Raw genomic sequence first — 12,809 nt, forward strand, 5'->3', positions numbered from 1 at the left:
GGTCACACACCCGTCCGCCGGAGCACCACGCGCAGGGCGTCGCCGGCATAGTTGAAGACGAAGGCCAGCAGGCCGATCGTGACGCTGGGCAGCACCGCGATCCACCATGCGTTGAGGAAGTACTTCATGCCGTCCGAGGCCATGCGGCCCAGCTCCGGGGCGGGGGCGGGGGTGCCGAGCCCGATGAACGACAGCGCGGCGAGCGTCATGACGACCGCACCGATGTCGAGGCTCGCGGTCACCACCACGGTCGGCATGACCGCCGGCACCACGTGGCGCCACAGCAGCCTCCACCCACGGACCCCCGACACCCGGGCGGCCTGGACGTGCGGAAGGGCGACGACGCGGCGCACCTCGCCGCGCACCAGGCGTGCGTAGAGCGGCCACCACACCACGATGATGCCGATCATCGCGGACCCGAGCGACTGGCCGATCGCGGCCGCGACCGCCATTGCGATGATCATCGCGGGAAACGCCAGGAACAGGTCGGTGAAGCGCATGAGCGCGCTGTCGAGCCAGCCTCCCCGGAAGCCGGCGAGCACCCCGATGAGCGTGCCGAGCGCCGCGGACACGGCGGTGACGACCACGGCGGCGAGGAGGCTTCGCTGCATCCCGGCGACGAGCCGGGTCGCCATGTCCATCCCGAGCACGTCGGTGCCGAGCACATGACCGGACGAGAGCGGCGGCGCGAGCTGGGGCCCCGACGGGATGATCGGGCTGTACGGCATGAGCGTGGGGCCGATGAGCGCGAGGAGGACGATGGCGGCCATCGCGATGAGCGAGGCCTTCTCCCCCGTGCCGAGGGCGGACCATGCACTGTCGCGACGCGACGCCTGCGCCGCCTCGACACGCTCGAGCGTGCCTCTACGCGAGAACAGCATCGACGAGCCTCCGTCCGTAATCCGTGGTGATGTCCTGAGCGAGCCGCTCGGCGGGCACCGTCTCGACGATCTCGCCGCCGGTCATCACCAGCACGCGGTCTGCGATGAGCCGCGCCGCGGCGAGGTCGTGGGTGACGAACATGATCGAGATGCCCAGCGAGTGACGCAGCAGGTTGATGAGGTTGAGGACCGAGCAGGCGACGGACACGTCGAGCGCGCTCGTCGGCTCGTCGCACAGGAGCACCGACGGCGGCACCACCACGGCGCGGGCGATCGCGACGCGCTGCTGCTGACCGCCGGAGAGCTGGGTGGGCCGCGCGGCCAGCACCGACGCGTCGAGACCGACGAGCTCGAGCGTGCTCAGCGCCATCGCGCGCATCTGCGCGCGGGACAGCCCGCGACCGGTGATCGTGTGCTCGATGCGCTCGCGCAGGAGCTCCTCGACGGTGCGCCACGGGGTCAGCGAGGCTCCCGCATCCTGGAAGACCACCTGGGTGCCCTCGCCCGCCACGCCCTGGGCGTCGACCGTGCCGGTGTCGGCGGTCTCGATGCCGCCTGCGATCCTCAGGAGCGTGGACTTGCCCGAGCCGGACTCCCCGACGAGCGCGACCGCCTCGCGGTAGCCGATCTCGAATGAGACATCCTTGAGGACGTGGTTGTCGACCCTGCGGCCGCGGGCGCGGGTCGAGTACGTCTTGTTCACCTCGTTGACCGCGAGCGACGCGCGCGTGACATGCTCCACCAGCCGCACCTCGGGGTGCCCGCTCGCGGCACCGACCGCGGCGGTGGGCCCGGTGAACGCCTCCCAGGTGAGCGCGCCATCCGACCAGGCGCCGGTGACGTCGAGCGCGGGACGGTCGAGACCGCGCAGCACGTCCTCCATCGAGGCCACGACCGCGCGCTCGGGCGCTCCCACCGGACGCGACCGATCCGTCTCGAGGGTGATCCGGGAGGCCATGAGGCGCTGCGTGTAGGGGTCGCTGGGCCGTCCGATGACATCCTCGGCGGGACCCGCCTCGACCACGACGCCGTCCTTCATCACCGCGATGTCGTCGCACATGTGGCGCGCGACGCCGAGGTCGTGGGTCACGAAGAGCACGGCGCAGCCCGCGTCCTCGATGGACTCGCGCAGGACGCCGAGGACCTCGGCCTGCACCGAGACGTCGAGCGCGGTGGTGGGCTCGTCCGCGATGAGCAGGCGGGGCCCAGGAGCGAGGGCGAGCGCGATCATCACGCGCTGGCGCATCCCGCCCGACAGCTGATGGGGGTACTTCTTGAGGACCTCGCCCGCGCGACGGATCTGCACGCGCTCGAGCGCGGCGACGGACGCCTCGGCGGATCCGGTGTACCGGTTGAGCATCCGCCCGATGGTCATGGTCGGGTCGAGCGAGCGCATGGGGTCCTGGAACACGGACGTCACGTCGCTGCCCCGGACCTGGGTCCACGCCGGGTCGGTGATGGGCGCGAGCTCGCGCCCGGCGATCACGATGCTCCCGGTCGCCTCCGCGACGCCGTCCGCGGGGATGATGCCCTGGACGGCGGCGCCGATGGTCGACTTCCCCGATCCCGACTCGCCGACCAGGCCCAGGCATCGGCCGGCGTCGATCGTGAGGCTGACGTCGGACACCGCCGTGACCACGCGTCCGCGACCGCGGTACGTGACGGTGAGATCGGAGACCGTGAGGACGGTCGTGTCGGCCATGAGGCCTCTCCTTCTCCGGGGCGGGCCTCGTGGCGGCGGCGGGGGGAGAGCCGCCGCCACGAGGGACCGCGTAGGGGGATGGGCCTTACTGGCCCGGGGACAGCTGCGTGAAGTCGAACGTGATGCCCAGCAGCGGGTAGCTGGCCGACTCCGCGCCCGTGATCGAGGCCTGGAAAGCGGCCGAGACCTTGAGATCGGCGACCGTGTAGTAGTCGCCGGAGCCCGCGACCAGCGAGGTCACATCGCCGTACAGGTCGTGGTCGCCCGTCTCGACCGCCTCGTCGAGCACCGCGTCGAGGCCGTCGATCTCGGGGTAGAACAGGTTGAGCCCGCCCTCCGACGAGTACAGGAGGCGCGCCCAGGTGTCGGGGTGGGCGGCATCCGGGAAGATGCTCATGAGCGTGATGTCGGGAGCCTTCTCAGGGTCGAACACCGAGGACCAGTACGCGCTCGACTCGAGCCCGACCGACTCCGCCTTGATGCCCACCGTGTTGAGCTGGGCTGCGAGGTTGTCCGCGATGTCCTGGCCGCCGGGGACGTACGACGGGTAGCTGATGGTGATCGACTCGCCGGCGAGACCGCCCTCGGCGAGCGCGGCGAGAGCGTCGGCGTCGTACGTGATGCCGGCCTGGTTGAGGGACGAGTCGACCATGGTCGACGGGAACACGCCTGCCGACGTGGTGCCCAGGTCGCCGTAGACCGACTGGACGATGCCGTCCCAGTCGACGCCGCTCAGCAGCGCCAGCCGCGTCTCCGCGTCGGCAAGGATGTCGTGGCTCGGGTTGAGGTAGACCACGGGCGCCATCATCGACGGGTAGGTGTAGGCGTTGAGCGCCTCGTTCGCGCTGAGCGCGTCGAACAGCGGCTTGTTCGCGGAGCCGATGTAGCCGTCGAGCTCCCCGCTCTCGAGCTGCAGCTGGATGGTGTTGGTCGAGTCGAGGATGTGGAACTCGATCGACTCGTAGCCCCCGGTGTCGCCCCAGTACGACTCGTTGGCGGTCAGCTCGTAGCTCACGCCCTCGTCGAACTTGGCGTACTGGAACGGTCCGGTGCCGGCCGAGTTGGCGGCGAACCACTCCGCATCGTCGCCGTGAGCGGCGAGCGCGTCGGGCGAGATCATCTTGAGCCCGAACGGCGAGGCGAGGTAGTCGAGGAACGCGTCGTTCGGCGCCTCGAGCGTGAAGACCACCTCGGTGTCGGACGGGGTGTCGATGGACGCGATGCCGCCCACCATGTAGCCCGGCCCCGAGGCACCCTCCGCGAGCATGCGGTCGACGGACGGCTGGACGGCCGCCGAGGTGAACGGGGTACCGTCCGCGAAGGTCACGCCGTCGCGCAGCGTGAACGTATAGGTGAGGCCGTCCTCCGAGACGGTCCAGTCGGTGGCGAGCGACGGCACGATCTCCGCGTCCTCGGTCCCGTTCGCGTACTTGAGGAGCCCCTCGTAGGCGGCGAGCACGAGGTTCATCTCGGAGCCCGAGTAGGCCGAGCTCGGGTCGGGCGCGGAGATGTCGGAGGACAGGCCCATGTCGAGCGTCGTGTCGAGGTCGGCGGCATCCGAGGAGCCGGCGGACTGCCCGGGAAGGGTCTCCTCGGCGCTCGAGCACGCGGACAGGCCGAGCGCGAGAGCGGCGGCTCCGGCGAGGGCGAAGGTGGTGCGGCGGTTCACTGCTGGCTCCTTCGAAGAGGGTTCGGGGGGCCGTTCCGTGGAACGGTACCGCGAACCTATCGGTCAATAGTTACATTGGATCGCGGGCAGTGTTACGGGTGCGTTTCGCCCGACTGGGAACGCAGCCAGGCGAGCCAGTCGCCCGAGGCCGTGATGTCGACCGCGCCGTCGGTCGCGTGCGCCTCGCACACGAATCCGTTGACGACGCGTCCGTCCTCGAGGGCGACGTTGCCGATGGCCATCGGGGCGGGGATCTCGTCCACGAAGGCACCGAACCCCGCGGCGGGGAGCCGCCATACCTCGCCGAGGATCGCACCTCCATCGGAGGCGCTCCTCAGCAGTCCTGGCTTGGGGGGAACCGTGGCCAAAGCGTACATCTGGTACACGGGCGCCGTGCGTACCCGCCCGACAAGACGTGCGCCCCGGCCCGCGAGCTGATGATGGAGGGGCTGCCCCTCACGGTGGGCACCCACCACGAACACGTCGAGCTCATCCGCCTCCGCGGGATCCTCGTGCGGCGCCGCAGCGGACACCGCCCGCTCCCCCGGCTCGACCGCGTTCGCGATGCGGCGCGCGAGCGCGAGCAGGCGACCGTCGCTGAACGCGTGCCCGGTGAGCATCGCGCCGAAAGCGTCCTCGCCCGCACGGCCCGCCGGCAGGGCGACCGCCGCCATGTCGAGAAGGTTGGCGAAGTTGGTGAAGCGACCCATGCGCGAGTTCGCGCCGACCGGATCGGCCGCCACCTGGGCGAGCGTCGGATGCCAGGTGGTGGTCGGCGTGAGGACCGCGGCGGCGTCCGCAAGGAGCTCGGCGGCGGCGGCGCGGTACGCCTCGAGCGCGCGCTGATCCGCGAAGAGCTCGGGGGCCGTGCGGCCGCCGCCCGCGAGGATGATCCCCGCGACCGTGGGATCGAGGGACTCCCCGATCTCGTCACGATGCACCTCGATATGGGCCCCGACCGCGGCGTACCGCTCAGCCACGAAGGACGACTCGTAGAGCATGCGGGCGGCGTCGAGCAGCGGCGCGATCGAGCGCTCGACCACGTCGATGCCCGCAGCACCCGCCGCCACGACCACACGGTCGAACGCCTCGGCCCAGCCCGGTGCGAGGTCGCCCAGGTCCACGGCGGTCGGCACGATGAGGCGACGTCGCGCGGAAGACGCGAGCGGCACGCCCGCGCGCGGGCGGCGCGAGAGCGGGTCGCCGAGGTCCGGACCGGACATCACGGCGATGGCCGTCGCCGCGAGCTCGGGGTCGGCGGAGAACACCGTGACGCAGTCGAGCGACGCGCACGCGGGGACCACGCCGGTGGTCGGCACGAGGCCGCGCGTGGGCTTGAGGCCCCAGAGCCCGTGGAGCGCCGCCGGCACCCGCCCCGAGCCAGCGGTGTCGGTCCCGAGCGAGAGGTCCACGAGGCCGAGCGCCACGGCGACCGCGGAGCCCGAGCTCGAGCCGCCGCTGATGCGCGTCGCGTCGGTCGCGTGGCGCACGGCTCCGTGCGGGGAGCGCGTGCCCACGAGCCCGGTGGCGAACTGGTCGAGGTTGGTCTTGCCGACGACGATCGCACCGGCGGCGCGCAGGCGCGCGACCGCGGGGGCATCGCCGACGGGGACGAAGGAGTACGTGGGCGCGGCTGCGGTGGTCGAACAGCCGGCGACATCGATGTTGTCCTTCACCGCGACCAGCCGGCCCGCGAGCGGCAGGTCCGCCCCCGCGGCGACGGCCGCGTCGACCTCCGCCGCCTCGGCGACGAGCTCCGCGGCGGGGACCACATGGATCCACGCCTCGGGACGCTCGGTCACCTCGACGGTGGAGAGGAACCTCGCGACCGCATCGGCCGCGCTCACGCCCGACCCTCCGGGTCCGTCACGATCGCACGCAGCGGGGTGGGGTTGAAGTCGTTGCACGGATTGTTGACCTGCGGGCAGTTCGAGATGATCACCAGGACGTCACGCTCGGCGCGCAGCGCGACACGCTTGCCGGGCGCCGACATGCCGTCGACGATGCCCAGGGTGCCGTCGGCCTCCACGGGCACGTTCATGAACCAGTTGATGTTCGACACCAGGTCCCGCGGCCCGAGCCCGTGCCGCGCTCCCTCGAGCAGGAAGTTCTCCCGGCATGCGTGGTGGAACATCGTGTGATGCCCGTAGCGGAGCGTGTTCGACTCCTTCGAGCACGCGCCGCCGATGGTGTCCTGGCGTTCGACCTCGTTGCCGACGACGGTCATGAGCGCCCGACCCTCGTCCGACAGCAGCACCGAGCCCTCGACCAGGTAGGCGTTGCGCTGCGCCGCGATCGTGGCCTGCGCGCTGTAGCGCTCCTCGTGGTCGACCGCGTCGTAGATGAGGCAGTCGCCCGACTGGTTGCCGCCCACGTCGACCAGCGTCAGCACATGCCCGGCCCGCACCACGGCGGACCAGCCCGCGCGCGGCGCGATCTCGTGGTCGAGCACCGCGGCGCCGGCGACGTACGCCTCGCTGCGGTCGAAGTAGCCGGCCTCGTAGGTGGCCCACGTGACGGTCATCGGATCCCCCTCGCGAGAAGGTGCTGCTGGGTGTTGAGGTAGGCGCGGGCGCGCTCGGGCGTCGCGGTCCACCACGGGTCCGCGGGTGACGATGCGGCGGCAGCCCACGCGTGGACGCGCAGCGGGCCCGTCCGGTAGCGGTCGTCGGGATCGAGCGGATGCGCCGCGTTGGCGATCAGGACCGTGAGGGGCACCTCGGCGACGAGCTCGACGGCGGCCCCGGCACCGGCGCCGCCGGTCCACTCGAGCGCGCCGTCGGCCCCCACGCGGACGCCCTTGAAGAAGGAGACGCTCGGCGGGATGTCGCGCGGCGCGAGACCCTCCTTCGCCGCGGCGAGCCGCAGGAGCTCGCGACCCGCCGGCGTGGCCGAGTGCGCCTCGCCTGCGCCGTAGCGCGCGTGGTTGCTCGCGAGCGTGGTGACGCCGCAGAACGCGTCGTGCCGGCCGTCGGCGGCGTCCGCCACGACCGTCGCCAGGACACGCCCGTCGCCGGACAGGAGCGGGTGCCCGGCGCCCAGGTAGGCCTGCCACGGGATCTTCTGGGTATCCGCGACGTTAAGGCGCTCGGACCGCTGGAGGGCGCTCACGAGCACCACATGCGCGCACGCATCGCCGGTGACGTCCTCGAGTCGGATGCGGGAGCCCCGCGCCAGGGTCGCGTGGGCGTAGCCCGGCCCCGCGACGGTCTCGGCCCAGACCAGATCCCCCGGGTCGACCCCGTCGGGCACATGCGGCGAGGACGACGGCGGGAGGTAGGGCATCGCCTCGACAGCGGTGCCTGCGCGCCCGCGCGCATCGTCACGCGCCTGTGCGGGCGTCGCGGTGCTCGCGCGCCGTCCGGCCCCCAGATCGTTGCTCATCTCGCCACCTTTCGGTCGATAGGTACAGCGCGAGTGTAGAACGCCTTTGTTTCGGCTCGATTTCGCGTGCGAGGCGCCGCTGGCGCCGCGTGCGGCAGGCGCTACTGTGGGGGTCGATCAGCCATGAACCGCACCGATTCCGCACCAGCGAGCACCGACGCGCCGCGTCGGTCGCGCCCGCACGGCAAGGACCCGGTGGGGCGCGACCGGATCCTCGAGGCGGCCGCCCGGCTCTTCGTCGAGCAGGGCTACGCCGCGACCACCACGCGGCAGATCTCCGCGGCGGTCGACATCAAGCAGCCGTCGCTGTATTACCACTTCCCCAACAAGGCCGCGATGCTCAACGAGCTGCTCATCGACACCGCGCGGCCCTCGACGGAGAAGGCGCGCGAGCTGCTCGCCGACACGGACTCGGATCCGCTCGCGCAGCTGCTCACGCTCATCCGGTTCGACGTGCACCTGCTCGCCTCCGGGCCGTCGAACATCGGAGCGCTCTACCTGCTTCCAGAGACCAGCGAGCCGCTGTTCGGCTCCTTCCAGGCGATGCGCCAGGAGCTGGTCGGCGCGTACGGCGCGCTGCTGCGGCGCGCGCTCGCAGCCGGCCAGGCCGCCGTGGACGACCCCGCCGAGACGGCCGCGCTGCTGTTCTCGCTCGTCGAGGGCGTGATCCTCAGGCGAGCCGACGATCCCCGGCTCGACGCGGACGCCGTCGCGACCGGCATCGAGAAGGCCACGCTGCGCATCCTCGCCGCCGATCGCTGAGCGGGTCTCAGTCGACCCGCACCGCCTCACCCCGCATCGCCGCGGCCCACGGCCACCAGTGCGGGTCGTGCCCGGGCCACACCTCGAGACCCTCGCGGCGCCACCGCGCGAGCGTCTCGACCGCCTCCTGCGCCGCCCGCTCCGCGCCGGGGACAGGCACCACGGAGCAGCGGCGCTGGGTCTCGAGGTTCTCGATGAGGTCGGCGGCGTCGCACGCGAGCACGATCGACCGGCCCGAGACCAGGTCCACCCGGAACGACTGGTGACCGGGCGTGTGGCCATGGGTGTCGAGCGCCGTGAGCCCGGGGGCGAGGACGGTCTCGCCATCGATCGCACGGAGGTCCTCCCCCGCGTCGAGCACGTCTGAGGGGAGCACCACATCGCGGATCCCCGCGCCGGAGGCGAGCCACTCGAGCTCACGCCTCTGCAGGATCACCGGCACCCCGTCCGGGACGTGCGCGATGCCTCCCGTGTGGTCGAGGTGCGCATGGCTGATCGCGCAGGCCGCCAGGTCCGACCACTCGAAGCCCGCTCCGGCGACCGCGTCGAGGAGCGGGTCCCCCAGGGGCACCACAGCCGTGTAGCTGTCGTAGTTGAACACCTCGCGACGACGCTCGGGATCGCGCACGACGGCGACGTTGAAGCCCGTGTCGAGCAGCACCCACCCGTCCGTGTACTCGACGGCCACCGCCGTCACCGGCTCGAGCAGATGCCTCAGGGGGTCGCCGCCGTCGATCGACATCGACTCGCGCATCGGCTCGTAGCCCACGACGAACGCGTGGAGGGCGAGCGGCTTCCCGCCCAGGGCGAGCGGCCCTTCGAATGTCGCCGCCATGTCAGACCCCAGTCCTGAGCGACACGATCGCGTCGCCCGGGGCGACGGTCGCGCCCGCCGGCGCGAGCACCGCGTCGACGGTTCCGGAATGCGCCGCGATCACCTTGGTCTCCATCTTCATCGCCTCCACCACCGCGACCGTATGACCGGCCTCGATCCTCTGCCCCTCCTCGACCAGGACCTTCCAGACGTTGGCGGCGAAAGGAGCCTCGACGCCCACGCAGCCGTCGGCGAGCGCCGCGGGGGCCACGGGGTCCGCGGGCTCGATCGCGCGATCGAACTCGCCGCTCGCCTCCCATCGGTCGCGCTCCGCGGCGAACGCGGCACGCTGGCGCCCCCGGAACTCCGCGATGGACGCGGCGTTGTCGTCGAGGAAGCGCACGTGGTCGGCCAGGGAGAGCGTGCCGTCCTCGATCTCGGGGCGCCAGAGCCCGGCCGCGAAGTCGGCACGCAGCCGCAGGAGCTCCTCCGCGGAGACCTCGTACCAGGAGATCCGGTCGAACCAGTCGAGCAGCCACGGCCGTGAGCCGTCGACGGCGCGGTCCTCGCCGGCGAAGGACGCCCAGCGGTCCCAGACCTGCGTCGTGCGTCCCACGAACTGGTAGCCGCCCGGGCCCTCCATCCCGTAGATGCACAGGTAGGCGCCCCCGATGCCCACGGAATTCTCCGCCGTCCACGTGCGCGCCGGGTTGTACTTGGTGGTGACCAGCCGGTGGCGGGGATCGAGCGGCGTCGCGACGGGCGCGCCCAGATAGACGTCGCCGAGCCCGAGCACAAGGTACTCGGCGTCGAACAGGGTCGCGTAGACGTCCTCGACGCCGTCGAGCCCGTTGACCCGGCGGATGAACTCGATGTTCCACGGGTTCCACGGGGCGTCGTCGCGCACGCCCGCCTCGTAGCGCGCGATCGCCTCGCGCGTGGCCGGGTCGTCCCACGACAACGGAAGGCGCACACGCCGGCTCGGGACCACCAGGTCGGACGCCTCCGCGGTGTCCGCCGCCAGGGCGACGATGCGCTCGAGCACCTCGGGCGTGATGCGCGACGGGTCGTCGAAGGTCACCTGGAGGGAGCGGATCCCCGGCGTGAGATCGCGGATCCCGGCCGGCGCATCGTCCCGCAGCCGGCCCTGCAGGACGTGCACGCGCGCACGGAGCAGCAGGTCGAGCTCCTGCGGGCCGAGCTCGACCAGCAGGCTGTCGTCGCTCTGGCGGCGGACCACCACGCCGTCGCGGTCGGCCAGCACCCCACGCGGGGCACCCGCCGGCTCGGGGATCGCGGGGGCGAGCCGCACGAAGCGGACCTGGTCGCCGGGCGCGAGCTGGCCGAGCTTCCAGCGCTCGGCCTTCGCCACGGTGACCGGGGTGACGAAGCCGCCGAGGCTCGGGCCGTCCGGGCCGAGCAGGACCGGGGTGTCGCCCGTGAAGTCCATCCCGCCCACGGAGTAGGGCGTGTCGTGGATATTCGACGGGTGCAGCCCCGCCTCGCCGCCGTCGGTGCGCGCCCACTCCGGCTTGGGCCCCACGAGCCGCACGCCGGTCCGGTCCGAGTTGAAGTGCACCGTGTAGCTCGCCTCGAGGATGTCCGCGACGTCCTCCTCGGTGAAGAAGTCGGGCGCGCTGTGCGGGCCGTCGAGGACGCCGATCTCCCACGCGGAGCCGATCACGGGTCGGGCGGGAGGCTCCGCGTCGTCTGCCTGGGCCGCGGACGCCGTGCCGATGGGGAGCTCGTCACCCGCGAGGAGCGCGCGACCCGCGTGACCTCCGAAGCGTCCCAGCGTGAAGGTGGCACGCGAGCCGAGGTGCTCGGGCACATCCACCCCGCCCGCGACGAGGACGTAGACGCGCAGCCCCGACGCGACGCGGCCGATCTCCAGCGTCGACCCGGCGGGCACCTCGACGCGCCGCCACTGCTCGACGGCGGCACCGTCGAGCGTGACCTGCGCGGGCGCCCCGGTCACGCACACCTGGGTCGCGGCGCCGAAGGTGAGCGCGGGCCCGGTGACCGTGCACTCGAGCCCGGCCGTCCCCGGAGCGTTGCCCAGCACGCGGTTGCCCAGCGCGAAGCTGCGGTCGTCCATCGGACCCGACGGCGGGACGCCGATGTGCCACAGACCCGTCCGGCCCGGCCCCTCCTGGACGGTGGTGAGGAAGCCGGGATGCTCGACTCGGATCCCGCCGGGCTCGGGGACGATCTGCGAGCCGAGGCTTGCGGTCGTGTGCGCACCGCCTGCCACGACGTCGGAGGCCGCGATCGCGCGCAGCAGCGGAAGGTTGGTGTGGACGCCGTCGATTCGCGTGTGCGAGAGCGCGTCGGCGTGGCGGGCCCACGCCTCCTCGCGAGTCGCGCCGTCGGTGACGACCTTGGCGAGCATCGGATCGAAGCGCATCCCCACCTCGGTGCCGGCCTGGATCCAGTGGTCGACGCGGACGTCGGCCGGCAGATGGACGGCGGTCACCGTGCCAGGGCTCGGGCGGAAGCCCGCGGCCGCGTCCTCGGCGTAGATGCGGCTCTCCACCGCCGCGCCCGTGACGGGGACCGCGCCGGACGCCGCGTAGGGAGCGAGGAACGCCGGGTCGCCGGCGGCAAGGCGCAGCATCCATCCCACCAGGTCGACGCCCGTGACCGCCTCCGTGACAGGGTGCTCGACCTGCAGCCGCGTGTTGATCTCCAAGAAGGACGCATCTCCCGTGACGGCGTCCACGACGAACTCGACCGTGCCGGCGCTGCGGTAGGCCGCGCTCGCGCCGAGCGCGCGCGCCGTCGTGTGCAGGCGGGCACGCAGCTCGGGTGCGAGGTCGAACGCGGGCGCCTCCTCCACCACCTTCTGATTGCGGCGCTGCAGCGTGCAGTCGCGATCACCGAGCGTCACCACGAGCCCGTCGCCGTCGCCGAAGATCTGGACCTCGACGTGCCGCGCGTGCTCGATATAGCGCTCGGCGAAGACGCCGCCGCCCACGGTGGACGCGACACGCGCCACGGAGGCGTAGGCCGCCTCGACCTCGTCGAGGGCACGCACCACGAGCATGCCCTTGCCGCCGCCGCCGGCCGCCGCCTTGACGATGACGGGCAGGCCGATGCGCGCGATCTCCTCGCGGGCGTGGTCCGCATCGCGCAGCTCCGCGGTCGCCTCCGAGGTCGGCACACCCGCGGCGATGGCCCTCTCGCGGGCCGCCTGCTTGTCGCCGAACAGCGCGATCTGGTCCGGGCGCGGCCCGACGAACACGAGCCCGGCCTCCTCGACCGCGCGGGCGAAGCCGGCATTCTCCGACAGGTAGCCGTAGCCGGGGTGGATCGCCCATGCGCCGCGGTCGCGCGCGATCGCGATCAGCTGCTCGATGTCGAGGTAGGGGTCGAGCTCGCCGCGGCGCTCGAGGCGGACCACCTCGTCGGCGGCCTCGATGTGGAGGCTGCCGCGGTCGTCGTCGGTGTACACGCCGATGGTGCGGCCACCCCACGCCTTGACTGAGCGGAAGATCCGGGTCGCGATCTCCGCACGGTTGGCCACCAGCACCGCGGGCGGGGTGTTCTGCGTCGTCATGGCGCGACTCTATCGAACGATAGGTAAACGCGGTGTTA

General features: G+C 72.3%; 9 protein-coding genes. 1 reads left to right on the forward strand and 8 read right to left on the reverse strand.

The window, feature by feature from the left end:
* Positions 1 to 2 precede the first annotated feature (2 nt).
* From AOM00_RS04060 to AOM00_RS04085, 6 genes are all read right to left on the reverse strand, one after another.
* Positions 3 to 881, reverse strand: a complete 879-nt coding sequence (locus AOM00_RS04060) for an ABC transporter permease (RefSeq protein WP_062516565.1) — start codon at positions 879 to 881, stop codon at positions 3 to 5.
* Positions 865 to 2,583: an ATP-binding cassette domain-containing protein gene (locus tag AOM00_RS04065; RefSeq protein WP_062516566.1), complete on the reverse strand. Its 1,719-nt coding sequence runs from the start codon at positions 2,581 to 2,583 to the stop codon at positions 865 to 867. Before AOM00_RS04065 ends, AOM00_RS04060 begins: the two co-directional genes overlap by 17 nt.
* Before the next feature lie 85 nt (positions 2,584 to 2,668).
* Positions 2,669 to 4,252 (reverse strand): ABC transporter substrate-binding protein, encoded by a 1,584-nt coding sequence (locus AOM00_RS04070; protein ID WP_062516567.1) that lies wholly within the window; start codon positions 4,250 to 4,252, stop codon positions 2,669 to 2,671.
* A 92-nt stretch (positions 4,253 to 4,344) separates the two neighbouring features.
* Positions 4,345 to 6,099: an allophanate hydrolase gene (gene atzF / locus AOM00_RS04075; RefSeq protein ID WP_062516568.1), complete on the reverse strand. Its 1,755-nt coding sequence runs from the start codon at positions 6,097 to 6,099 to the stop codon at positions 4,345 to 4,347.
* Positions 6,096 to 6,776, reverse strand: a complete 681-nt coding sequence (locus tag AOM00_RS04080) for an urea amidolyase associated protein UAAP2 (protein ID WP_062516569.1) — start codon at positions 6,774 to 6,776, stop codon at positions 6,096 to 6,098. Before AOM00_RS04080 ends, atzF begins: the two co-directional genes overlap by 4 nt.
* Positions 6,773 to 7,636: an urea amidolyase associated protein UAAP1 gene (locus AOM00_RS04085; RefSeq protein WP_062516570.1), complete on the reverse strand. Its 864-nt coding sequence runs from the start codon at positions 7,634 to 7,636 to the stop codon at positions 6,773 to 6,775. The genes AOM00_RS04080 and AOM00_RS04085 overlap by 4 nt, the downstream gene beginning before the upstream one ends.
* Positions 7,637 to 7,759: 123 nt before the next feature.
* On the opposite strand from AOM00_RS04085, the gene AOM00_RS04090 reads away from it, so the two are divergent.
* Positions 7,760 to 8,398, forward strand: a complete 639-nt coding sequence (locus AOM00_RS04090) for a TetR/AcrR family transcriptional regulator (RefSeq protein ID WP_062516571.1) — start codon at positions 7,760 to 7,762, stop codon at positions 8,396 to 8,398.
* A 7-nt stretch (positions 8,399 to 8,405) separates the two neighbouring features.
* On the opposite strand, the gene AOM00_RS04095 is transcribed toward AOM00_RS04090, so the two are convergent.
* Positions 8,406 to 9,233 (reverse strand): N-acyl homoserine lactonase family protein, encoded by an 828-nt coding sequence (locus AOM00_RS04095; RefSeq protein ID WP_062516572.1) that lies wholly within the window; start codon positions 9,231 to 9,233, stop codon positions 8,406 to 8,408.
* Between the two features lies 1 nt (position 9,234).
* Entirely contained in the window at positions 9,235 to 12,771 is a 3,537-nt protein-coding gene (locus AOM00_RS04100) for a 5-oxoprolinase/urea amidolyase family protein (RefSeq protein WP_062516573.1), read from the reverse strand.
* Positions 12,772 to 12,809 lie beyond the last annotated feature (38 nt).

Origin of the sequence: Demequina gelatinilytica (assembly GCF_000971115.1) — a bacterium.
Classification (GTDB): Bacteria; Actinomycetota; Actinomycetes; order Actinomycetales; family Demequinaceae; genus Demequina; species Demequina gelatinilytica.

Excerpts from the sequence above, each read along its gene's own strand:
- AOM00_RS04100 (WP_062516573.1), bottom strand. The coding sequence starts at position 12,771 with ATGACGACGCAGAACACCCCGCCCGCGGTGCTGGTGGCCAACCGTGCG.
- AOM00_RS04060 (WP_062516565.1), bottom strand. The coding sequence starts at position 881 with ATGCTGTTCTCGCGTAGAGGCACGCTCGAGCGTGTCGAGGCGGCGCAG.
- AOM00_RS04085 (WP_062516570.1), bottom strand. The coding sequence starts at position 7,636 with ATGAGCAACGATCTGGGGGCCGGACGGCGCGCGAGCACCGCGACGCCC.
- AOM00_RS04080 (WP_062516569.1), bottom strand. The coding sequence starts at position 6,776 with ATGACCGTCACGTGGGCCACCTACGAGGCCGGCTACTTCGACCGCAGC.
- AOM00_RS04090 (WP_062516571.1), top strand. The coding sequence starts at position 7,760 with ATGAACCGCACCGATTCCGCACCAGCGAGCACCGACGCGCCGCGTCGG.
- AOM00_RS04095 (WP_062516572.1), bottom strand. The coding sequence starts at position 9,233 with ATGGCGGCGACATTCGAAGGGCCGCTCGCCCTGGGCGGGAAGCCGCTC.
- AOM00_RS04065 (WP_062516566.1), bottom strand. The coding sequence starts at position 2,583 with ATGGCCGACACGACCGTCCTCACGGTCTCCGATCTCACCGTCACGTAC.